Source organism: Aurantiacibacter sediminis (genome assembly GCF_016019885.1).
GTDB lineage: Bacteria > Pseudomonadota > Alphaproteobacteria > Sphingomonadales > Sphingomonadaceae > Alteraurantiacibacter > Alteraurantiacibacter sediminis.
Genome location: NZ_JAEANY010000002.1, coordinates 475,492 through 496,570, shown reverse-complemented (window position 1 = coordinate 496,570; position 21,079 = coordinate 475,492). Strand labels below are relative to the sequence as shown.

Annotated in this window: 18 protein-coding genes; 10 read left to right on the top strand and 8 right to left on the bottom strand. The window is 61.5% G+C overall.

The features are described from left to right. The first annotated feature begins 14 nt into the window (after nucleotides 1-14). The 6 genes from pstC (at nucleotide 15) to I5L03_RS07900 (ending at nucleotide 5,375) form a co-directional block, all read left to right on the top strand. Nucleotides 15-1,397: a phosphate ABC transporter permease subunit PstC gene (gene pstC / locus I5L03_RS07925; protein WP_197921200.1), complete on the top strand. Its 1,383-nt coding sequence runs from the start codon at nucleotides 15-17 to the stop codon at nucleotides 1,395-1,397. Continuing rightward, a complete protein-coding gene (gene pstA / locus I5L03_RS07920) occupies nucleotides 1,390-2,640 on the top strand; it encodes a phosphate ABC transporter permease PstA (protein ID WP_197921511.1) in 1,251 nt (416 codons plus the stop codon). The genes pstC and pstA overlap by 8 nt, the downstream gene beginning before the upstream one ends. 32 nt (nucleotides 2,641-2,672) lie before the next feature. Further along, complete coding sequence (gene pstB / locus I5L03_RS07915; protein ID WP_197921510.1) at nucleotides 2,673-3,470, top strand: phosphate ABC transporter ATP-binding protein PstB; 798 nt, start codon at nucleotides 2,673-2,675, stop codon at nucleotides 3,468-3,470. A gap of 3 nt (nucleotides 3,471-3,473) precedes the next feature. Then, nucleotides 3,474-4,139 (top strand): phosphate signaling complex protein PhoU, encoded by a 666-nt coding sequence (gene phoU, locus I5L03_RS07910; RefSeq protein ID WP_197921199.1) that lies wholly within the window; start codon nucleotides 3,474-3,476, stop codon nucleotides 4,137-4,139. A 107-nt stretch (nucleotides 4,140-4,246) separates the two neighbouring features. Next, the gene (gene phoB / locus I5L03_RS07905; RefSeq protein ID WP_197921198.1) at nucleotides 4,247-4,936 is read left to right on the top strand and encodes a phosphate regulon transcriptional regulator PhoB; all 690 of its coding nucleotides are present in this window, start codon (nucleotides 4,247-4,249) and stop codon (nucleotides 4,934-4,936) included. A gap of 208 nt (nucleotides 4,937-5,144) precedes the next feature. Further along, nucleotides 5,145-5,375 carry a hypothetical protein gene (locus I5L03_RS07900; protein WP_197921197.1) on the top strand — a complete coding sequence of 77 codons (231 nt, stop codon included), beginning with the start codon at nucleotides 5,145-5,147 and terminating at the stop codon, nucleotides 5,373-5,375. A gap of 92 nt (nucleotides 5,376-5,467) precedes the next feature. Here I5L03_RS07900 and I5L03_RS07895 read toward each other — a convergent pair whose 3' ends face one another. The 4 genes from I5L03_RS07895 to I5L03_RS07880 all read right to left on the bottom strand — a co-directional run bounded on the left by I5L03_RS07895 (nucleotide 5,468) and on the right by I5L03_RS07880 (nucleotide 12,794). Beyond that, on the bottom strand, nucleotides 5,468-6,196 hold the full coding sequence (locus I5L03_RS07895; RefSeq protein WP_197921196.1) for an extensin-like domain-containing protein: 729 nt from the start codon (nucleotides 6,194-6,196) through the stop codon (nucleotides 5,468-5,470). Beyond that, nucleotides 6,196-9,864 carry an error-prone DNA polymerase gene (locus tag I5L03_RS07890; RefSeq protein WP_197921195.1) on the bottom strand — a complete coding sequence of 1,223 codons (3,669 nt, stop codon included), beginning with the start codon at nucleotides 9,862-9,864 and terminating at the stop codon, nucleotides 6,196-6,198. Before I5L03_RS07890 ends, I5L03_RS07895 begins: the two co-directional genes overlap by 1 nt. A gap of 100 nt (nucleotides 9,865-9,964) precedes the next feature. Then, the gene (locus tag I5L03_RS07885) at nucleotides 9,965-11,413 is read right to left on the bottom strand and encodes a UdgX family uracil-DNA binding protein (RefSeq protein ID WP_197921194.1); all 1,449 of its coding nucleotides are present in this window, start codon (nucleotides 11,411-11,413) and stop codon (nucleotides 9,965-9,967) included. Between the two features lie 139 nt (nucleotides 11,414-11,552). Next, on the bottom strand, nucleotides 11,553-12,794 hold the full coding sequence (locus tag I5L03_RS07880; protein ID WP_197921193.1) for a putative DNA modification/repair radical SAM protein: 1,242 nt from the start codon (nucleotides 12,792-12,794) through the stop codon (nucleotides 11,553-11,555). 229 nt (nucleotides 12,795-13,023) lie between these two features. On the opposite strand from I5L03_RS07880, the gene I5L03_RS07875 reads away from it, so the two are divergent. From I5L03_RS07875 to I5L03_RS07865, 3 genes are all read left to right on the top strand, one after another. After that, nucleotides 13,024-13,755, top strand: coding sequence for a carbonic anhydrase (locus tag I5L03_RS07875; RefSeq protein ID WP_197921192.1), 732 nt, complete (start codon nucleotides 13,024-13,026; stop codon nucleotides 13,753-13,755). A 187-nt stretch (nucleotides 13,756-13,942) separates the two neighbouring features. Then, the gene (locus I5L03_RS07870; protein ID WP_197921191.1) at nucleotides 13,943-14,356 is read left to right on the top strand and encodes a PilZ domain-containing protein; all 414 of its coding nucleotides are present in this window, start codon (nucleotides 13,943-13,945) and stop codon (nucleotides 14,354-14,356) included. A 52-nt stretch (nucleotides 14,357-14,408) separates the two neighbouring features. Then, nucleotides 14,409-15,218: a TerC family protein gene (locus I5L03_RS07865; protein ID WP_197921190.1), complete on the top strand. Its 810-nt coding sequence runs from the start codon at nucleotides 14,409-14,411 to the stop codon at nucleotides 15,216-15,218. A 12-nt stretch (nucleotides 15,219-15,230) separates the two neighbouring features. Here the strand turns inward: I5L03_RS07865 and I5L03_RS07860 are convergent, their stop codons facing one another. From I5L03_RS07860 to I5L03_RS07850, 3 genes are all read right to left on the bottom strand, one after another. Then, entirely contained in the window at nucleotides 15,231-16,406 is a 1,176-nt protein-coding gene (locus I5L03_RS07860) for a S41 family peptidase (protein WP_197921189.1), read from the bottom strand. Between the two features lie 192 nt (nucleotides 16,407-16,598). Further along, nucleotides 16,599-18,224 (bottom strand): DNA polymerase Y family protein, encoded by a 1,626-nt coding sequence (locus tag I5L03_RS07855; protein WP_234035143.1) that lies wholly within the window; start codon nucleotides 18,222-18,224, stop codon nucleotides 16,599-16,601. Next, on the bottom strand, nucleotides 18,112-18,873 hold the full coding sequence (locus I5L03_RS07850) for a hypothetical protein (protein ID WP_197921188.1): 762 nt from the start codon (nucleotides 18,871-18,873) through the stop codon (nucleotides 18,112-18,114). The genes I5L03_RS07855 and I5L03_RS07850 overlap by 113 nt, the downstream gene beginning before the upstream one ends. A gap of 151 nt (nucleotides 18,874-19,024) precedes the next feature. On the opposite strand from I5L03_RS07850, the gene I5L03_RS07845 reads away from it, so the two are divergent. Beyond that, nucleotides 19,025-19,495: a pyridoxamine 5'-phosphate oxidase family protein gene (locus tag I5L03_RS07845; protein WP_197921187.1), complete on the top strand. Its 471-nt coding sequence runs from the start codon at nucleotides 19,025-19,027 to the stop codon at nucleotides 19,493-19,495. Between the two features lie 86 nt (nucleotides 19,496-19,581). Here the strand turns inward: I5L03_RS07845 and I5L03_RS07840 are convergent, their stop codons facing one another. After that, complete coding sequence (locus tag I5L03_RS07840; RefSeq protein WP_197921186.1) at nucleotides 19,582-21,033, bottom strand: sodium-dependent transporter; 1,452 nt, start codon at nucleotides 21,031-21,033, stop codon at nucleotides 19,582-19,584. Nucleotides 21,034-21,079 lie beyond the last annotated feature (46 nt).

The window sequence follows — 21,079 nt, the reverse complement described above, 5'->3', positions numbered from 1 at the left end:
TATAATCGCACACTATGTCACCAGCCATACCGCTTCTCCTCGCCATCGGGCTTGGGCTTGCCGGGTGGCTGGTGGCCCGTGCGCGCGCGTGGACGTTCAAACGCGCCGCGCCCGACGGGCGGATAGCCGCCCTTCCTAGTTATCACGCGTGGTATGCCGCGCTGTGGATCGTCGTTCCCCTGATACTCTGGTTCCTTATCTGGAACGGGATTTCCGGGCAGCTTGTCCTCAATTACGTGCTCGCCAGCCCCGAAGCGCAATCGCTTCCCGAATTCGGGCTTCGTCGCGACTCCATCCTGATTGAAGCGCGCAATATTGCAGAAGGCAATGCGGGCCTCGGCATGAATGATGAAGCGGCGGCGCTTGCGGAACCCTTCCGTGAAGCGATGCAGCGCTACAGCCTGATTGGCCTCGTCGTCGGCTTGCTCATAGGCGGCGCAGGCGCAGCCTGGGCGTTCCTGCGCCTTAAGCCCGATTTCGCAGCGCGCACCAAGGTTGAGCGCTTGGTGCTCGCAGGTCTGCTTATTGCTTCGCTCGTCGCGATCCTGACGACATTCGGCATTCTAGTAACGCTGGTTTACGAAACGATCCTGTTCTTCGGCAAAGTTTCGCCCGCTGACTTCCTGTTCGGCATCCAGTGGAACCCGGATCCGATGAGCACTGGCGCGGTCGAAGGGGATCGCTACGGTGCCATTCCGCTGTTCTGGGGCACATTGTTCATCGGCGCGATCATCGCCATGATCGTTGCCATTCCGCTCGGCATGATGAGCGCCATTTATCTCACGCAATACGCCCCGGCGAGGGTCCGCTCATGGGTGAAGCCCGCGCTGGAAATCCTCGCAGGTGTGCCGACCGTGGTTTACGGGTATTTCGCCGCGCTCACGATCGCGCCGGCCATTCGCGATATTGCGCTGGCATTGGGCGCGTCCAATCCATCCAGCGAGAGCGCGCTTGCTGCTGGCCTCGTGATGGGCGTGATGATTATCCCATTCGTGTCCTCGATGGCGGACGATTCCATTGCTGCCGTGCCGCAGGCCATGCGCGATGGTTCGCTCGCCATGGGCGCTACGACCAATGAGACCATCCGCCGCGTGCTCGTGCCGGCGGCGCTGCCCGGCATCGTTGGCGGCGTCATGCTCGCGATCAGCCGCGCCATTGGCGAAACCATGATCGTGGTGATGGCTGCCTCCACCGCTGCCAATCTTTCCGCCAATCCGCTTGAGTCCATGACAACAGTCACGGTGCAGATCGTCGCCCTGCTGACGGGTGAAGGCAGTTTTGACCATCCGGCAACGCTCGCTGCCTTTGCACTGGGCTTTGTGCTGTTCATGGTCACGCTGGCGCTCAACTTTATCGCCTTGCGCGTCGTGAAGAGGTTCCGTGAAGCGTATGAGTAACGCCCAAGCCCCCACACGCACCGCCGCTTTCGAAGCACGCCTTAAAAAGCGTTACGCTGCAGAGCGCCGGTTCAAGGCGATCGGCCTGTCGGCCATCATCTTCTCCATCATCGTGCTGCTCTTCCTGCTCGCAACCATGACCGTTAATGGTATTGGCGGGTTCCAGCGCGCCGAGCTGCGCGTGGATATCGACTTCCCCGACATGGGGCTGTCACTGCCGCCGGGCGAAATGGAATTTAATGACGCGGTCCAGCGGCTGAGCGGCCAGGGCCTGCGCGAGGTGGTGCAATTTAGTGCTGAACAGACGCTGGGTGCAGAGGGTGCAGAGCACGTAAATGGCGAGGCTTGGCGCTTGGTCGCGGAAGAAATTCACGCCGATCCCAGCATCCTGCAGGGCGAAGCAAGCTTCTGGCTTCCCACCAGCGAGGACCTTGCCAGCGCCTACGCTGAAGACGGGCAATTGGCGCTGCAGCCGCTTGCACAGGATCTGGCCGAGCGCGATCTGCTGGCAGACAATTTCGATGTCGGCTTCCTGACCCGTGCCGATGCCACCGATCCGCAGCTGGTCGGCATCTGGGGCGCACTGAAGGGTTCCATCTTGACGATGTTCGTCACATTGCTGTTGGCATTTCCCATCGGCGTTTGTGCGGCGCTTTACCTTGAAGAATATGCGCCGAAGAACCGCTGGACCGACATTATCGAAGTGTCGATCAACAATCTGGCCGCCGTGCCTTCGATCATTTTCGGCTTGTTAGGCATGGCCGTATTCCTGACGATTTTCCCGAGTTACCGCTCCGCTCCCTTGATTGGCGGCATGACGCTCGCACTGATGACCATGCCGGTCATCGTGATTTCAGGGCGCAATGCGATCAAGGCGGTCCCGCCATCGATCCGCGACGGCGCGCTGGCTGTCGGGGCGAGCCCGGTGCAGGTGGTGTTCCACCATGTCCTGCCGCTTGCCCTTCCCGGCATCCTCACCGGCACAATTATCGGCATGGCGCGCGCGCTGGGCGAGACCGCACCGCTGCTCCTCATCGGCATGCGCGCCTTTGTCGCCACGCCGCCTTCCGGCCTCACCGATAATGCCACCGTGCTGCCGATGCAGATCTTCCTGTGGTCCGATGAAATCGACCGCGGATTCGTCGAACGCACCAGTGCGGCGATTATTGTGCTATTGATATTCCTCCTGCTGATGAATGGCCTCGCCATCTATCTGCGCAACCGCTTCGAGAAGAAATGGTGATGCAAGACACAGCCGATACCCCGATCGCCGAAATGGCGCAGTCCAATGCCTCAGCGGAGGCGATTGAGCCGACCGAGCGCAAAATGCGCGCCAAGGGTGTTTCCGTCTATTACGGTGACAAGAAGGCGATCGATAATGTCGACATCGACGTCTATCAGGAATTCGTGACCGCCTTCATAGGCCCGTCGGGCTGCGGCAAATCGACTTTTCTGCGCGCCCTTAACCGCATGAATGACACGATCCCTTCAGCGCGCGTCACCGGGACGATCGAGCTGGATGGCGATGATATTTACGCCAGCGGTATGGATGTCGTGCAGCTGCGCGCGCGTGTCGGGATGGTTTTCCAGAAGCCCAACCCCTTCCCCAAATCGATTTACGACAACATCGCCTATGGCCCGAAGATTCACGGCCTGGCCGAAGGCAAGGCAGAGCTTGACGCGATTGTCGAAAAGAGCCTTCGCCGCGCCGGCCTGTGGGAAGAAGTGAAGGATCGCCTGCAGGATTCGGGCACCGCACTTTCGGGCGGCCAGCAGCAGCGCCTGTGCATCGCGCGCGCCATTGCTGTCGATCCCGAAGTCATCCTCATGGACGAGCCGTGTTCGGCGCTAGACCCCATCGCAACCGCCAAAATCGAGGAACTGATCGACGATTTGCGCGGTAATTACGCGATCGTGATTGTTACCCACTCCATGCAGCAGGCCGCCCGCGTTTCCCAACGAACGGCCTTTTTCCATCTGGGCAATCTGGTAGAATACGGTCACACATCGGACATATTCACCAATCCGACGCAGCAGCGCACCCAGGATTACATCACCGGTAGGTACGGCTAAATTATGGACCATACAGTCAAAGCCTTTGACGAAGACATCACCCATATCCGCGGATTGATCGCGGAAATGGGCGGGCTTGCCGAACTCGCCATCAGCGAAGCGTTGAGTGCACTCGTGACGGGTGACGAGGAACTCGCCAAGCAGGTCATCGAACGCGATAAGAAGCTCGACACGCTTGAAGCCGAAGTCGATGCGATGGCTGTACGCGTCCTCGCCCTGCGCGCGCCTATGGCGGATGACCTTCGCGAGATTGTCGCCGCGCTGAAAATCAGCGGTGTCGTCGAGCGGATCGGCGATTACGCCAAGAATATCGCGAAACGCATAGATCGCATCGAAGGTCGCTCAACTTTCGAGCCGCTCACGCTGCTTCCCGCCATGGGCGAACTCGCCGCAGAAATGGTGCACGATGTGCTCACCGCCTTCGCCGCGCGCGATCCGATCATGGCGCGCGAAGTGATCGAGCGCGATGAGAAGGTCGATGCCTTTTACGACAGCATTTTCCGCAATGTGGTGAGCCATATGGTCGAAAACCCGAAGACTATCAGCAGCGCCGCGCAGCTTCTATTCGTCGCGCGCAACATTGAGCGAATCGGTGACCACGCGACTAATGTCGCTGAAATGGTGCACTATTCCGCTACGGGTGATTACCCCAAAGACATCGAGCGCTGATCTGCAAGTTCCCCCTTAGAGGGCGAGCCTGCAACAAAACTGCCATGAAAATGTCATAAGCCCGCATCGAAGGCACCCGATTGGCGGGCCGCTGAACGGAGACAAGCATGTCCAGTCCCAAGCTCTTGCTGGTGGAAGACGATAGCGCCCTGTCTGAACTGCTCGAATACCGGTTCGAAAATGAAGGATACAGCGTTCGCGCCACGCCCGATGGCGATGAAGCCCTGGTGCTTGCTTCCGAAGATACGCCCGATCTCGTAATTCTCGATTGGATGATCGAAGGCGTCAGCGGCATCGAAGTGTGCCGCCGCCTGCGCCGCGAGAAAAGCACGGCGCATGTGCCCATTATCATGCTGACCGCACGCGAAGCCGAAGATGACCGTGTGCGCGGCCTTGAAACGGGCGCAGACGACTATCTCACCAAGCCCTTTTCACCGCGTGAGCTGCTGGCGCGCGTCGCCGCAGTACTCAGGCGCGTCCGCCCGGCCCTCGCCGGTGAAACGATTGAGGTCGGCGATCTTCGCCTCGATCCTGTCGCGCATCGCCTCGAGCGGCGGGGCAAGGAGCTGCAACTCGGCCCTACCGAATATCGCCTGATCAAGTTTTTCATGGAGCATCCGCGCCGCGTCTTTTCGCGCGGGCAATTGCTGGACGCCGTCTGGGGCACTGGCAGCGAGATCGAGGAGCGGACAGTGGATGTTCATATCCGGCGGCTTAGGAAAGCGATCGCTCATGAAAAAGCGCCCGACCCGATACGTACTGTGCGATCGGCCGGTTACGCGCTGGAACCAGTTTGAGCGTTGAGCATTTGATAACGCAGGTGCAGCATAAAGTTTGCGAAAATTTTTTTGACCAAATTTCAAAGCCATTTTTGTTGTAGGAATGTCACTTCACCGCGATTATGGCTCAATTAGGAACAAAATTTGCCACGGTGGCTTCACATTATACCGCAATCGCGATATACGGCCATCAACTACGAGAAACCTCCAAAAAATGAGGATGGATATGAAGAAGCTTATTACCAGTGTAGTCGCCACCGGGCTTATGCTCGGCTCCACCGCCGCCGTTGCAGCGCCCACCATTGACCGTGAAGGTGCTCCGGTACTCAACGCTGAAGAATCTGGTATGAGCGCAGGCGTCATCGCCGCTTTGCTCGCAGCTCTGGCTGCTGTCGGTCTGGTCATCCTGATCGAAGACAATGAAGACGACAACGATCCGTTGCCGACCAGCCCGTAATTAACGGCCTTCATATACCTTTTGAAAACCCCCGCTTCGGCGGGGGTTTCTGTTTGTCTGGCAGAATCGACGCAGTTTGAATGCGCGTCAGGTCATCGGCACATGCCAGCAGTCGGCCGTCGGCCCTGGTCCAGATGAAAATGATCGGCATGGGCGGCATTATATTCGGGCGATAGGACGATCCCGAAATTCAGGCAGGCGCTATCATGCGCGGCGCGCAGGAAACGCCCTGCCTCGCCAATATCATCCCAATCGGCGAGCAGTGAAATCCTCGTGCCATCTTGCAGCACGAATGCAGAGATGTCGATCGCGTTGCCGGTCGCATGCTCGCTCCAGCGACCTTCGCTGCCCCCGCCAATGCGCCGACAATTATAGGTGCCAAGCTGCTCCACGCGTGCAATCGGCGATCCCAGCATTTCCTCGGCCAGCGGCCTGACATCTTTCGTCAGCCATTGGCTCAATCCGACTGCGACCGGGCAGGTCATTTCCGGATTTGCCGGGACGAGCGGCGAATCTGGGAGCAGCAAGCGATCGTCGCGACGGCAGGCATCCTCGCCCGCGGGCTGAAGCTGCGTAAACGCGATATCGCTGCGCTCCAGCACAGCGCGGCAGGCCGCAGGATCGGAGCGCAGCGCACCGATTTTCATCGAAGTCGCCCATCCACGCGGATTGTCGAGATCGAGCGGTGCCCACGGATTGTGCTGCGGATGTTTTTCCAGCCATGTGCGTCCATACGTTAACGCGAATGCTCCCGCCGCGAGCAATACCAGCAGCGTAACCAATCGCCGCGCCACTCGTGACTTCGCTTTGCCCTTCGCCATCAGTGGAAGTCCCGCGATTTGGGAATAATTCGCACATTGCGCGGATGGCCGCCCTTGCTGCCGCTCAGCTGATCGATCAGATCGCGCGGCTTGATTGCGCCTTCGGCTGCCTCGACCACCCTGCCTTTGCCAGGTGGCAGCGGACTGGTGACGTGATCTGCCCGCGCGAGCGGCGCGTTGAGCATGTCATCGGAAAGGCGATGAAGTTCGGGCGTTGCGTCAGTCATATGCTGGGCAATGACATGGATCACTTCGTCATCATATTCCACCCGCCCGCGCACTTCCATCAATCGCGATCCCATAACGACGCGGCGCTGCTTCTCCTTGAGATCGGGCCACACGACGAGATTGATGACGCCCGTCTCATCCTCCAGCGTGATGAAGCACACACCCTTCGCACTGCCCGGCCGCTGGCGAATCAGCACCACGCCTGCGACATGCACCATGGAGCGGAACTTGCGATCCCTCAGATCGCAGGCGCGCACAAAGCCGCGCTGGGCAAGGCTAGCGCGCAGGAAGGCCATCGGATGCGCCTTCAGGCTGAGCCGCGTGGTCTGGTAATCGGCCACCACTTCCTCCGACAAAGGCATTTTCGGCAGGATCGCGCGGCCGCGTTCCGCGCCCTCATCCCGCTCATCTGCGTGCAGGAATAGCGGCAGATCCTCCCCGCCGATCAGGCTGCGCGCATCCCACAGGGCCTGCCTGCGTGAAAGATCCATTGAAGTGAAGCAGTCCGCACTCGCCAGACGCTCGATATGCGCAGGGGAAAGCCGCGCCCGGTCTCGCAGCTCGGCAACATCGCCAAAAGGCCCATCCTGCGCCCGCGCCGCCAGCAGGTTTGCCGCGACATGTTCGGGCAGGCCATCGACCTGCCGCAGGCCGAGTCGCAGGGCGATGTGTTTATCGGCGCGGCCTCGCACTTCGCCACCATCCTCCGTGGCCCCTCCCGCATGCGGGAGGGGGTTACGAGACTTGGCAGCTTGCTGCCTAGTCGCAGTGGGGTGGGCATCCGACGGCCGCAATTCCTCCAAAGTACAATCCCACTCGCTGCAATTCACATCAGCCGGCAACACCGTCACACCATGCTCGCGCGCATCGCGCACGATCTGCGCCGGGGCATAGAAACCCATCGGCTGCGAATTGAGCAATCCGCAGGCGAAAGCGGCCGGGAAATGGCATTTCAGCCAGCTCGATACATAGACCAGATGCGCGAAGCTCGCGGCGTGGCTTTCGGGAAAGCCGTATTCGCCAAAGCCGCGGATCTGGTTGAAGCAGCGCTCGGCAAATTCACGGTCGTACCCGCGCGTCACCATCCGCTCGACCATCATGTCCTGCAATTCATCCACCATGCCGCGGCTGCGGAACGTCGCCATGGCCTTGCGCAGACGGTTCGCCTCCTTGGACGAGAATTTCGCCGCATCGAGCGCGATTTTCATCGCCTGCTCCTGAAAGATTGGTACGCCAAGCGTCCGTTCGAGGATGTTGGACAGCTCATCGGGCGGGCCGTGTTGCGGACTGGGCGCGGGGATCACCACTTTCTCCGCCCCGCGCCGCCGCTTGAGATAGGGGTGCACCATATCGCCTTGAATCGGCCCGGGGCGCACGATGGCGACCTGGATCACGAGATCGTAAAACTCGCGCGGGCGCAGGCGCGGCAGCATGTTCATCTGCGCGCGGCTTTCCACCTGGAACACGCCCAGCGAATCGCCCTTGCGCAGCATGGCGTAGGTTTCCGGGTCCTCTCGCGGCACGCTGGCGAGGGTCAGCGGGCGATCATGATGATCTTCCAGCAGGTCGAGGCATTTCTTGATGCAGGTAAGCATGCCCAATGCCAGCACATCGACTTTGAGGATGCCGAGCGCCTCGATATCGTCCTTGTCCCATTCGATAAACGTCCGATCGGGCATGGCACCATTGCCGATGGGCACGGTCTCGGTCAGCGCGCCTTCGGTGAGGATGAACCCGCCGACATGCTGCGAAAGATGTCGCGGCATTCCAACCATTTGCTTGGTGAGCGTGAGAACGCGCCTGAGGTGCGGATCGCTCAAATCCATGCCCGTTTCAGCAGCGTGATCCTCGCCAATTTCCTTGCCCCATCCGCCCCATACGGTGCGCGCGAGGGCGCTGGTGACGTCCTCCGACAATCCCATCGCCTTGCCGACTTCGCGGATGGCCATGCGCGGGCGGTAATGGATCACCGTCGCAGTCAGGCCAGCGCGGTGGCGACCATATTTGCGATAGAGATACTGGATCACCTCCTCACGCCGCTCATGCTCGAAATCGACATCGATATCGGGCGGCTCCTTGCGGTCTTCCGATATGAAGCGATCGAACAAAAGCTGGTGATGCGCCGGATCGACATTGGTGATGCCGAGGCAGAAACACACCGCTGAATTGGCCGCGCTTCCCCGCCCCTGGCACAGGATCGGCGGATCGACCTGCGTGCGGGCGAAATCGACGATATCCTGGATGGTGAGGAAATATCGCGCGAGGTCCATCTTGGCGATCAGCGCCAATTCTTTCTCCAGCGTGGCGAAGACGCTGTCCGGGATGCCGTGCGGATAGCGCTCCTGCGCGCCCCAGAAGGTGGCACATTCGAGATATTCCTGCGGCCCCATGTCACCGGGATAGATTTCGTCCGGATATTCATAGCGCAGCTCATCCAGACTGAAATTGCAGGCATCGGCCACCTCGCGCGTCGCCTGAATCGCCTGCGGCCACGCGGCGAACAGGCTCAGCATCTCTTCGGGGCTTTTCAGATGCCGTTCGGCATTGGCATGGAGCAGGTGCCCGGCGGCGGCCACGGTGGTCTTGTGGCGGATCGCCGTCATCACATCCTGTAGCGGGCGCCGTTCTGCCGCATGGTAATGCACATCATTGGTCGCCAGCAGCCGCAAGCCATTGGCGCGGGCGAGCATGTCGAGCCGGTCGATCCGGGCGATGTCATTCCCGCGATAGAGGAAGCTCGCCGCGATATGGCGCATGGTGGGGAGCGTGCGCACGAGATGAGGGAGAATGTCGGGGAATGGGGCGGTAATGTTCTGCGGTGCGAATAGACGGGCATCATTACTCCCCTCATGTTCGGGGATAGGCTCTTTCCCATGCTCACTTCGTTCGCGCCCACCCCTAGCCCCTCCCGCAAGCGGGAGGGGGATCACGTTACTCGCCACGCTGATGGAAAACTCCGCACCCAAATCATCGGGCGGGATCAGGATCAGCTGCACATCTTCGCTATGCTCGGCCAGCATCATGAGGCTGATTTCGCACGCGCCTTTCTCCTGCCATTCGCCATCCAGAGTCGACATCCGCCCTGCACTGATCAGGCGGCAGAGACGGCCATAGGCGGCGCGATCTTTCGGATAGGCGAGGAAGGCGAGGCCCTCCGTCGTTTCGATCCGCGTGCCGATGACAGGTCGCAGCTTGAGCGTTTTCGCTTCCGTATGCACACGCACGACGCCGGCCATGCTGTTGGCATCGGCAATCCCGATGGCGTCATAGCCGAGCTGCCGCGCGGCCAGCACGAGGTCCACCGCATCGGAGGCGCCGCGCAGGAAGCTGAAGCATGAGACAATGCCCAGCTCGACAAAGGGCGCGCGCGGCGGTGCATCGATCGTGTCGGGATCGAGATCGATCGTACGCTTGGGCTGGACGAGGTCGTTTTCAGGCATGGGAAACACCCCGCTCGTCCGAGCCTGTCGAAGGACTGCTTTTCTTCAGGCACCACGCGAGAAGTGAAGAACGCCCTTCGACAGGCTCAGGGTGAGCAGATCAGGGGGCCTCCGCCATTTGGTCGAGCCGCTCCCGCACCGCCGCAAGGTCCGCTGCAAACAGCCGTTCCTGCTCGGCCGCCGCATCGCCATCGAGGCGCAGGAGATAGGACGGGTGCACTGTCACCCATAGCTCGCTACCATCCTCAAGAGCGATCGGCGTGCCGCGCACTTTGTTCACGCTCACCGTCTTGCCAAGCAGGCTGCGCGCGGCAGAGGCGCCCAACGCCAGCACGAGCTTCGGCTTCACGATGGCCCGCTCGGCCTCCTGCCACCAGCGGCAGGTGTCGATTTCCTTTGCAGCGGGGGACTGGTGGATGCGGCGCTTGCCGCGCTGCACATATTTGAAATGCTTTACCGCATTGGTGAGATAGGCCTTCTCGCGCATAATCCCGGCGGCGGCGAGATGCTCGTTCAGCACTTGCCCTGCAGGCCCGACGAAGGGACGCCCGGCCATATCCTCCTTGTCGCCCGGCTGCTCGCCGACGATCATCAGAGGCGCATCGCGCGGCCCTTCGCCCATCACTGCGTGGTTTTCGAGACTGCCAATGGGGCAATTGCGGCATCCGGCAATCGCTTTGCCGATCGCCTCCAGCGTATCGGGCCGCGCGGCAAATTCCGATTTGCCTTCCGCCACCATGGATGCCTCACGCCCCTGCGCCCCGGCGATCAGCTCGGGGATCAGCTCCGCTTCGGGCATGTTCTTCCAGTATTTCTTGGGCATTTCCTTCAGCATCGCGCCGATCTTGAGCCGCGCGGGATTGAAGATGGAGGCGTAATATTTGCGCCAGAGATCCTCTGCCGGATCGCCGCTCGGCGCGTCCGATTTCTGCGCCGGAGGGCCTTCGCACAAAGTTTCGGTGTCCCAGTGCAGGCTCCCACGCGGGGTCAGGATCGACCAGCGCATATTAGCAAAGCGGCGCACGAAGAAGCCCGCCTCGCGCCGCAATATGTGATGATCGGGTTCGAACCAGGCGACGTAATGCTCTCCCGCTTCGGGCTCATCGCCCTCCTCCACCAGCCGGAAGCGGACGAAAGCGTGCATCTTATGTGCATCGCGCCGCACCGCCTTGTCCAGCTCCTCCACCCGGCGGATATCGGGATCGGCCTTGTCCTCCATCATCCGCGGATTGGACTGGAGCCGCCACAGCAGGCGATAGAGAAGCGCAAAACGCTCCGGATCGGAGTGGTGGATTGCCGTTTTGGCGAGACTCACGAAGCGCTTACTCGCGCGCACCATGCGGTTCGGGTCTTCAGGCACAGGCATCCGCCGCTCGCCATGTGAGAAGAGCGATCCGGTACCGCCCGGCTCCACCCATGCGACCCGGTCTGGCGGCACATCGCATTGAACAAGGCTGCGCGCCCGCTCCCGCCAGAAGCCGAAGTCATCGTGGCTCAGCATGTTGACCACGTAATAGGTGCCGAGCTTTACGTGCTGGAGCGCGGTCACTTTCCACCCCTCCCGCCTGCGGGAGGGGCAGTGAGACTTGCCGAGCGAAGCGAGCTAGTCGCAGCGGGGTGGGCCCTGTCGGGCCCATGCCCACCCCCGGCCCCTCCCGTGAACGGGAGGGGAGAATTTTGCCGCACCATCATCCGAACAGCTCCAACTGCTCCTGCTTCGGCGCAAGGAGGCTGCGCAAGTCAGCGCGGTCGGTCAGGGTGAGCGGGCGCCAGTCCACCGTGCAGATGAAGGGCCGCACCTTGGTGATCGAAACGGTGAGCTTAGCCACATCGTCAAGCCGCAGCGTGCGGTGACGTCGTGACGCCAATATCTGCCCGACGGCGCGCGTTCCCAGCCCCGGCACACGCAACAATTGCTCTTTCGAGGCACGATTCACATCGACCGGGAAACTGTCGCGGAATTTGAGCGCCCAGGCGAGTTTCGGATCGATATCGAGTGGCAGATTCCCATCCGCCTCGGTCGCCTGCATCACCTCTTTCGGTGCAAAGCCATAAAAGCGCATCAGCCAGTCCGACTGGTAAAGCCGGTGCTCGCGCATCAGCGGCGGGCGTTTGAGCGGTAGAACCGCGCTGGCATCGGGAATGGGTGAGAAGGCGCTGTAATAAACGCGGCGCAGCTTGAAACTGTCATACAGCCTGCTCGCCTTGCCCACGATATCGCTATCGGTCGCGGTATCGGCGCCGACGATCATCTGCGTCGACTGGCCACCCGGAGCAAAGCGCGGCGCATGCTTGAAGCGCTTCTTCTCATCCTTCGCTTGGCGGATCGCCATCTTCACCCCGCCCATCGCGCCTTCGATCTGGCGGCTGTCCTTATCAGGCGCGAGGCGCGTGAGACCGGTATCGGTGGGCAGTTCGACATTGATCGAGACACGGTCTGCATAAAGCCCCGCCTGGTGCACCAGTTGCGGGTCCGCCTCAGGGATAGTTTTCAGATGGATGTAGCCGCGAAAGTCGTATTCATCGCGCAGGATGCGCGCGCATTCGACCATCTCCTCCATCGTGTGATTGGAGCTCTTGATGATGCCGGAGGAGAGGAACAGCCCCTCGATATAATTGCGGCGATAGAAAGTGATCGTCAGGTCCGCGACTTCGCGCGGAGTGAAGCGCGCGCGGCGCACGTTCGAGCTCTTGCGGTTCACGCAGTAGTGGCAATCGAAGATGCAGTGATTGGTCAGCAAGATCTTCAGAAGCGAGATGCAGCGGCCATCGGGCGCATAAGCGTGGCAAATGCCCATCCCCTCTGTCGAGCCGACGCCTTTCCCGCCTTTGGAATTGCGTTTCGCCGTGCCCGAAGACGCGCAGGACGCATCATACTTCGCCGCATCGGCGAGTATTCCAAGTTTCTGAATGGTGTCGAGCGCAGGCATTTGTTCCTTATATGTTCTTGCGCTGGATTCGCCAAGTCTTTTCGCATTCTAACCGGCACCGGAACCAATACCCGCCACCCGAATTATTTGGACAAGCCATCGCGAAGGCGGTGCGCGCGTACCGGGCCCCTCTGGCGAGCCATGCTCGTGATGTCGGACGCAGCTGAACAGGGCAGCCGCCCGAATCGACCGAGGGCAATCGCCCTCGCGACAAAAGTTGGAGACTTTGATGAAACTTCTTGCTTACACCGCCGTAGCCGCCCTGATGGCCACCCCTGCCATGGCGCAGGAAAAGGACTGGAATTTCGGCGATGGCGTCACTGATGAGCGCTGGTCGCTGATCAGCAACGATTATGCGCTGTGCGATGCTGGCCTCAACCAGTCGCCGATTGATCTTGGCACGCCCAATGCGCGCGGCGATGTCGCCCTGAGCACTAATTTCGGCAGCACCACCGGCACCATGGCTCTGGGCGAAGAAAAGGTGCAGGTCGATTTTCCGATGGGCATGGGAATGACTTCAGGCGGTACCGAGTTCAATTTGATCCAGGTCCACTTCCACACCCCTGCAGAGCACGCCATGGATGGTGAGCGTCACCCGCTGGTCGCGCACTTTGTCCACGCCACCGAAGATGGTCGCCTTGGCGTTCTGGGCGTGATGTTCGAAGAGGGTGATGCAAACCCGGCTCTCAGCGCCATTATGCCGCATCTGGGCGATAATGACGTTCACAATGGCATGGATGTCAGCTTCGATGTCAATGACATGGTGCCCGATGATCTAGGCGTCTTCCGCTATATGGGCTCGCTCACCACGCCGCCGTGCAGCGAAGGTGTGAACTGGCATGTCGCCGAGCAGACCATGACGGCAAGCGCCGAGCAGATCGAAGCGATGTACGCATCACTCGGGCCGAGCGCGCGTTCGGTGCAGCCGCAGGGCAATCGCCTGGTCGTTGCTCCCGAGTAATTCCCGACAAAAGTTCGCGTCCACTGCGATCACGAAAGGCGCGTCTCTCCGGAGGCGCGCCTTTTTGTTTTCGCTGCGTATTTTGTCGCCACACCACTTTGCTTAATTTCACCCTTACCCTGTCTCTTAAGCCCGCCTTAACCAGAGCGGCGCATCGCATGACTCAAACACAACAACGGGACATGCCATGAAGCTGTTTGCGCGCGAGACATCGAAACCCATTGCAGAACGCCGCGCCAGCCCCCGCACCCGTGTAGATTGCATGGTTGTCCTCGTTAATCCCAGCGGCAACGTGCCAGGCCGCCTGTTTGACATTTCGGAGCACGGCGCGCGCATCACGGCCGAAAAGCCACCGGGAAAAGGCTGCGCAGTGATCCTCGATTGGCCTTATGGCGAGGCGTATGGTTTCATCAGCTGGTCGAAACCCGGCATGTGCGGCGTGCAATTCGAAGCGCCCATCCCGCCCAAAATGCTCGAAAAGACGATCGAAGAGGCACCCTCCGGACCGCGACTGGTGCACAGCGCAGACCCCAATATCGCGTCCTCGGCAATCGAAGGCGGAACGCCTGACAAGAGCGCAAAACCCAAGCTATTTTGTTGATGGCCTGCATGTGAAGCTGGAACGAAGCTTCGCGCTCTGACATTGCGGTTGCATGGATATCATGGCGCTCCTTACCGATCCCGCCGCATGGCTGGCCCTGCTCACCCTTATCGCACTCGAAGTTGTCCTTGGCGTCGACAACCTTATTTTCATCGCGATCCTTTCCAACAAGCTGCCAGAGCACCAGCAGCAGCGCGCGCGGCGCATCGGCCTTTCGCTGGCGCTCATCATGCGGATCGGCATGCTTATGCTGATCGGTTGGATCGTGACTTTGCAGGAACCGCTCTTCGACCTGGGGATCACCGGTCCGCCCGTAGAAGGGACGAATAAGGCAAGTTTTGAAACCGCCTTTTCCGGCCGCGATCTAATCCTGCTGGTGGGCGGCCTCTTCCTGCTGTGGAAGGCGACCAAGGAAATCCACCATTCGATGGAGCCGAGCGACAATTCCGGTGACATCATGGACAAGACGCCGGACATGAAAACCGCCGCCACGGCGACATTCGGTACGGTGATTGCGCAGATCGTGGCGATCGACCTCGTGTTCTCGGTCGACTCGATCCTCACCGCCGTGGGCATGACGGACGAAATCCCGATCATGGTTGCCGCCGTCGTCATCACCGTTGGCGTGATGATGGTCGCCGCCGATCCGCTCGCGCGCTTCATCGAGAAGAACCCGACACTGGTGATGCTGGCCCTCGCCTTCCTGGTGATGATTGGCCTTGTGTTGATCGCCGATGGCTTCGGCTTCCACGTGCCCAAGGGATATATCTACGCCGCCATGGGTTTCTCTGTCGGGGTGGAAATCCTTAACATCGTCCAGCGCAACAAGCGCGCGAAGCTGGCGGCGGAGGCTGCGGCATAGCGCCGTTTCGGCCTATGGTACGGACACATCCTCACGCGGCGTACCGTCCACGGCATAGAGCCGCTCTGCAGGCAGCTTGAACAACAGGCCGGTTCGGTCCGTGCGCAAATCGTAGATCGCGCCCAACAGGCCCGCCATCGGCCCGCCTTCCAGCGACGCACCCTGCGCCTGCATGCCGATGGCAAGGCCTTCTCCCATACTGCCGGTCCAGCGGCCGACACGGACGGTTACATCGCCTGCGAAATACATGCCGTCGCGTGGCATCACAAATTCGGTCCAGCGCCGTGCAATGCCGGTGCGCAGTTCCTCTGCAGGATGTTCATGGATCTGGTATGGAGAAGGCTCATCGACAAACCAGCCCATGATCCCGCGCGCGACTGTCGTATTCCCGCCGCTTGGCGTGTCGGTCAGGTCCAGCACCACGTGCTGAGCATCGTCAGCATCGGCCATGGCGCTGTCGAAAGCCTGGATGGTTGCCTCGTCACCAAGCGAATCGTTGAAGCGGATGAGCAGCGTATCGTCATCGCGCGAGACAGTGATCGGTCCGCTGGCGGCTCGCGGTTCGTCATACATGCTGGGAAGGTCGACGCTTAATGCGCCCGCATCGGAGGCAAATGACAGACGGCGCTCGCGGTCTCGCCGCCCCGCAGCCAGCACCCGCGCCGCAAAGGCCTGGCTTTCGCGATGAACATTTGGGCCCTCCCCCAGATCGGCCCAGAATGCAGCTACCGCCTGATCGACAGGCATGTTTCCGATGTGTGTCAGGCGCATGCCGGCGGTGATTCCTGCGCGGTCTGCCGGCGAGCCGCCGCGCACCGCATCGACCAGATAGACGCCATCCCGATAAATGATCCAGAGATCGGTGTAGCTTGGAACAAGCGCCCAGCTATCCGAGAATGAGCTTCCGGTGATGGCGTGGTGATCTCGCAGCAGGAGCAGCATGCGTTCGGTAAAGGCGAGCAAGTCGGCGCTGTCGTCCACGCTATCTGCCTCTGCCCGCAGGGTGGCATTTATCGGGATTTGCGCATCGGGAAAGCGGTCCCGATAGGCGTAGTTCTGCTCGATCAACTGGATCACCTGCTCGGCGTCTGCGCGATAATCCTCAGGGTCATGCTGCGCGCTGGCCGGAGCCGCGATAAGCGCAATCGGCAACAGTAATTTCGCTATGTCCAAGCTCTTCAAGTCCATGCTTCTTGGCTGCTTGAGCGCATGCAAATCGTCAAGCGCTTCTTTCCTACAGAGTGATCGGCATGATTGTTCAATCGCATGCGATTCGATCCGCCCTTTCGCCATTTTTACAAAGGGATAGGACAGGCAGTTTGTATGCCGGTTTTTCTTCGCTTGGACACTGTCACACCTGTCACACCCCTTTCAACTAACTCACGCAAACAGGCCCTGCACGAACCATTCGGGCGCGCCGCCTCTTCCGTCGCCGATCAGGCCGAGGCGGTAGAGCCAGTATCGGCGGCCTTTCGCATCCTCGATCCGGTAGTAGTCGCGCAGGCGGGCTGTGCCTTTCTCGCGCCACCATTCGGGTGCGATGCGTTCCGGCCCCTCCACTCGCGCTACTTCGAAGACCTCGCCACGCCAGCGAAAGCGCTGGGGATAGCCATCGGGGCTGGCATAGAGCACGGCGATACCCTCTGCCGGTTCGAGCAGCTTGATGGGGCGGGTGTGGAAAGCGAGCTGGCCCTGCGTGGCGGGTTCTGCTTCCAGCGGCGGCTGCCAGCCCTGCGCGCGTTCGGGAATGTGGCTCGCCTTCAGCACCGGGCGCTGCACCGCGCCTTTGCCGAGCCGCACGGTCAACCGGTCCATGCAGGCGGCAAGCGATGTGCCATGCGCCTCTGCCGCGGCTTCCAGATCGGTCTGGTCGAGGCCCAGCGGCTCTGCCCAGCTGGCGCGCAGACGCACCATCTCGATCCCGAAGCCTGCATCCACATCGTCGAGCCGGGCGGTGAACAGGCGCAGGATATGCGCCGGATCGCGAGTGGCAGCAGCCATCTCCAACTCGCGCACCACCACTTCACCATCGACGCGCCACATGCCCAGCTGGAGGCGGCGCGCACCCTCGCCCCGCCCTTCCAGTTCGCGCGCCATGTCTTCGGCAAGGTCGCGCACCACCGTATCGAGCAGGTCGCGGTGGCGGATCGGTTCGAGCAGGCGGCGCTGCACCAGCGCGGCGGTAAGCGGGACGACGGGCAGCAGCGGTTCGGGCACGCGGCCGGCCAGCTGGTCCATGCGGATGAGCGGATTGGCGGCAGGCGACTTGCGATTGCGGAAGCGGCGGTGCAGCGCATCGCGCCCGCGCTGCTCGTCTCCCCGGCCCTCGCCCACGCTGGTCAGATCGCCGAGCCGCTTCAGCCCCAGCCGCCGCAGCACCAGCAGGACGTCATTGTCGAGGCGGAGCGCGGCCACTGGCAAGTCCGCAAGGCGCGCGGCGATGTCCTCCTCCGGCCCAAGGACCGCGCCCGATGCGGCGAAATGCGCCAGCGCCCAGGCCGCGCCTGCCGTGGGCGCGATAGCCGCGCTGACCGAGAGGCCGCGCGCGCTGCAACGCGCTTCCACATCGGCGAGCAGGCGGCGCTCTCCGCCGAACAGATGCGCCACCGCGCTCACATCCACCAGCAGGCCATCGGGCGCGTCCATCGCGCTCCACGGGCCCCAGCGCTGCGCCCAGATGGCGAGCCGTTCAAGGAAAGCGAGATCGCCCGCCGGATCGCTCGGCCGCACGGCGATGGCGGGGCACAGCGTGCGCGCATCGGCCAGCATCATGCCCTTGGCTGCTCCGGCAGCACGGCCAGCGGCATTGGCCGCATCGATGCGCGGGCCATGCGCGGTCTCGGTGATCAGCGCGAGCGGCTCGCTATCGGCGTCTTCGCCCGCCTTGCAGTTCTCAGAGTGCCGCCAGCGATCGAGTGCCAGCTCGCTCGCCCAGATCGCCATGATCCGGCGCGGCGGGGCTGCTGGCAGGTTCGATACGCTCTGCGGCGAGGAAGCTGTGTTCATCGCGCAGGATCCACTCTCCGGGAATGTGAGTACGGCTGCGGAACAGTTCTGCCTGCCAGGCCGGGCGGCCGGGGGCCTGCGGGTTCCACAGCGGTGGGGCGGATTGGGCCGAGCCGATACGCCAGCGCATGCGCGCAGAGCTCAAATCCGCTTTGGCGTCGAGCCGGATGAGCAGCAGCGGCACGCCATGCTTCTCCGTCGCCAGGGTGAGGCGGCGCGAGGCGGTGAAGTCCATCGCCCGCGGATTGCCCGCCACTTCGCCGATCACGCACGCCAAGTCTCGGCAACGCATCCCCTCCTCCATCGCGAAAAGCGCGTCCTCCGGCGTCTTGGCGGCGACGTGGATCAGGCGGTGGCGCAGGACCTCGGGAAGGCCCGGGCGATACGGCCTGCCACCTGCGCGCATTGCCGCACGGTCCTGCACCCACAGCACTGCGCGCTCTTCCGCTGCGGGAAGGCTGTCGTCCTGCCGTGCGGCGCTGCGCCAGCCATCCATCGCCAGGGCAAAGGCCGCCCCTGCCCCGCTCGCCTCATTGGCGGGGGCAAAGATCTCGCTATGCAGGGCTGGCGCGCTGCCGGGATGCCAACGCGGATTGCGGGCACCGGCACGAGACAGCTCCGCTGCGCGTGGCAGGGTAGCCATGTCCATTCCGAATCGACTCCTTTGTTCCTCTTATGTTCCTATTCACGCAGCCATGCAACTGCTTGGCTCAGCAATCGTGTTGATGGTGTGGAGAGCACTTGGGGAGAAGCGGAACCGCTGGCAGGGGCAAGCCGTTGGAACAGCAAAGGAGATTGAAATGACCGATACCAAGCAGCTGAAGACCGACTTCTGGAAATCGCTGGACGATAGCCCCTTCATCTTCCTCCAACTCGATGCCGATCCCGACACCGCCGTGCCGATGACCGCGCAGCTCGACAAGGATGCGAACAGCGCGATCTGGTTCTTCACCACCAAGGATCACACCTTTGCCAAGGGTGGCCCCGCCACCGCGACCTTCGCCGGCAAGGGCCATGACATGTTCGCGCGCTTCTCCGGCGTCCTGAGCGAGGAAACCAGTCAAGAACGCTTCGAAAAGCAGTGGAGCACCGTCGTCGAAGCATGGTTCCCCGGCGGCAAGGATGATCCGAACCTGCTGATGCTGCGCATGGATCTGGGTCAGGCCGAGATCTGGAATGGCGATCTGGGCTTTGTCGATAACGCCAAGATGCTCTTCGGCTTTGACGTCCGCGAGGACGCCAAGGAAGAGCATACCGAAACGACGCTCTAAGCTACAGAGCATCGCAAAGAGAAAGGGCCGCCGTTCCGATGGGAGCGGCGGCCCTTTTCGCTTTCCTACAAGTTAGGCTCTATGCCTCAGCCTGCCGCTGCCGGAGTGATCAAACCCGGGAACAGGCCGAACAGCAGAACGAGGCCAACCGCGATCGGGCAAACGAACGCGACGAGGAAACGCCACAGCATGAACATGCCGCCCGAAAGCCCGGTCTGCTGCTGCACAAGGCGACGATCTGCAAACCAGCCGACGAAAACCGCCACAAGGAACGCGCCCAGCGGCAACATGATCTTGCCGGTAAAGCCATCCAGCGTGTCGAGGATGTCGCTATCCGCGAAGATGTCCCAGAAGCCCAAGGGGCGCACTTCCGACAGCACGTTGTAGCCGAGCGCGCAGACGACACCGATGGCAAAGGCAACGCCGCCAACCAGGATGGCTGCAACAGGGCGACGGAAGCGGAAGCGGTCGATTACCCAAGCCGTCGGTCCCTCAAGCAGCGAGATCGAGCTCGTCAGCGCTGCAAAAAAGATCAGCGTGAAGAACACGAACCCGATCAGCGAACCTGCCGGCATCTGGTTGAAAGCGATCGGCAGCGACTGGAAAATCAGCGCTGGGCCAGCAGCCGGATCGAGCCCAACCGAAAACACGATCGGGAAGATCATCAAGCCCGCAAGCATTGCGACACCAGTGTCGGCAAAAGCAATCATGGTGGCTGTCGGCGCGAGGTTCACATCGCGCGACACGTAAGCGCCATAAGTCAGCAATCCGCCCGCTGCGAGGCTGAGCGAGAACAGGGCCTGGCCCAGCGCCTCATTGAGGGCAGTCGGATTGAGCGCGCTGAAATCGGGCGTGAACATGAACGCGACGGCGTCGCCGAACTCGTCAGTGACGATTGCGCCATAGAGCGTAACGATCACGAGAAGCACGAAGAATGCCGGCATGAGCCATTTCGCGGCCTTTTCGATCCCATCGCCAACACCGCTCGCGACAATCCACACGGTAGCCGCCATAAACACTGCATGCAGGCCGATGAGCAAAGCGGGATTGGCGAAAAGCTCACCCATTCGGCCGGTAATCTCTTCCTGGCTTTCGCCCGCAAAGGCACCGGCAAACGGCTCGCCGCTAAACAGCGCGCCCAAAAAGTCGCCGCCCGATGCGAAAACGTAGTTGATCACCCAGCCGGCCACTACGGAGTAGAAGGACAGGATCAGGAAGCCCGCGGTGATCTGCAGCGCGCCGATGCCTTTCCAGGCTTCCGAGCGCTTGGAATGCGCCGCCACATTGCGGACAGATCCAATCGCATCTTCTCCGCCAGCACGGCCAAGCAGGATCTCTGACAAAACCAGCGGCAGGCCCAGCAGGATCACAAAACCGATATAGACAAGGATGAAGGCACCGCCGCCATTCTCACCCGCAAGTGTCGGGAAACGCCAGATATTGCCAAGGCCAACAGCTGCGCCAACGGCAGCTAGGATGAATGCTGTACGTGAAGACCAACCGTCCCCCGAAGTGGTCCCCGCCTGGGTAAGTGCCATAGTAAAGTTTTTCCTCTCGCCCGAAGGTTTGCGCCCTTTTGCATAG

Excerpts from the sequence above, each read along its gene's own strand:
- pstA (WP_197921511.1), top strand. The coding sequence starts at position 1,390 with ATGAGTAACGCCCAAGCCCCCACACGCACCGCCGCTTTCGAAGCACGC.
- I5L03_RS07890 (WP_197921195.1), bottom strand. The coding sequence starts at position 9,864 with ATGCCTGAAAACGACCTCGTCCAGCCCAAGCGTACGATCGATCTCGAT.
- pstB (WP_197921510.1), top strand. The coding sequence starts at position 2,673 with ATGGCGCAGTCCAATGCCTCAGCGGAGGCGATTGAGCCGACCGAGCGC.
- I5L03_RS07860 (WP_197921189.1), bottom strand. The coding sequence starts at position 16,406 with ATGGACTTGAAGAGCTTGGACATAGCGAAATTACTGTTGCCGATTGCG.
- I5L03_RS07895 (WP_197921196.1), bottom strand. The coding sequence starts at position 6,196 with ATGGCGAAGGGCAAAGCGAAGTCACGAGTGGCGCGGCGATTGGTTACG.
- phoB (WP_197921198.1), top strand. The coding sequence starts at position 4,247 with ATGTCCAGTCCCAAGCTCTTGCTGGTGGAAGACGATAGCGCCCTGTCT.
- I5L03_RS07865 (WP_197921190.1), top strand. The coding sequence starts at position 14,409 with ATGGATATCATGGCGCTCCTTACCGATCCCGCCGCATGGCTGGCCCTG.
- I5L03_RS07880 (WP_197921193.1), bottom strand. The coding sequence starts at position 12,794 with ATGCCTGCGCTCGACACCATTCAGAAACTTGGAATACTCGCCGATGCG.
- I5L03_RS07900 (WP_197921197.1), top strand. The coding sequence starts at position 5,145 with ATGAAGAAGCTTATTACCAGTGTAGTCGCCACCGGGCTTATGCTCGGC.
- I5L03_RS07875 (WP_197921192.1), top strand. The coding sequence starts at position 13,024 with ATGAAACTTCTTGCTTACACCGCCGTAGCCGCCCTGATGGCCACCCCT.
- I5L03_RS07870 (WP_197921191.1), top strand. The coding sequence starts at position 13,943 with ATGAAGCTGTTTGCGCGCGAGACATCGAAACCCATTGCAGAACGCCGC.
- I5L03_RS07840 (WP_197921186.1), bottom strand. The coding sequence starts at position 21,033 with ATGGCACTTACCCAGGCGGGGACCACTTCGGGGGACGGTTGGTCTTCA.
- I5L03_RS07850 (WP_197921188.1), bottom strand. The coding sequence starts at position 18,873 with ATGGACATGGCTACCCTGCCACGCGCAGCGGAGCTGTCTCGTGCCGGT.
- I5L03_RS07845 (WP_197921187.1), top strand. The coding sequence starts at position 19,025 with ATGACCGATACCAAGCAGCTGAAGACCGACTTCTGGAAATCGCTGGAC.
- I5L03_RS07855 (WP_234035143.1), bottom strand. The coding sequence starts at position 18,224 with ATGAACACAGCTTCCTCGCCGCAGAGCGTATCGAACCTGCCAGCAGCC.
- phoU (WP_197921199.1), top strand. The coding sequence starts at position 3,474 with ATGGACCATACAGTCAAAGCCTTTGACGAAGACATCACCCATATCCGC.
- pstC (WP_197921200.1), top strand. The coding sequence starts at position 15 with ATGTCACCAGCCATACCGCTTCTCCTCGCCATCGGGCTTGGGCTTGCC.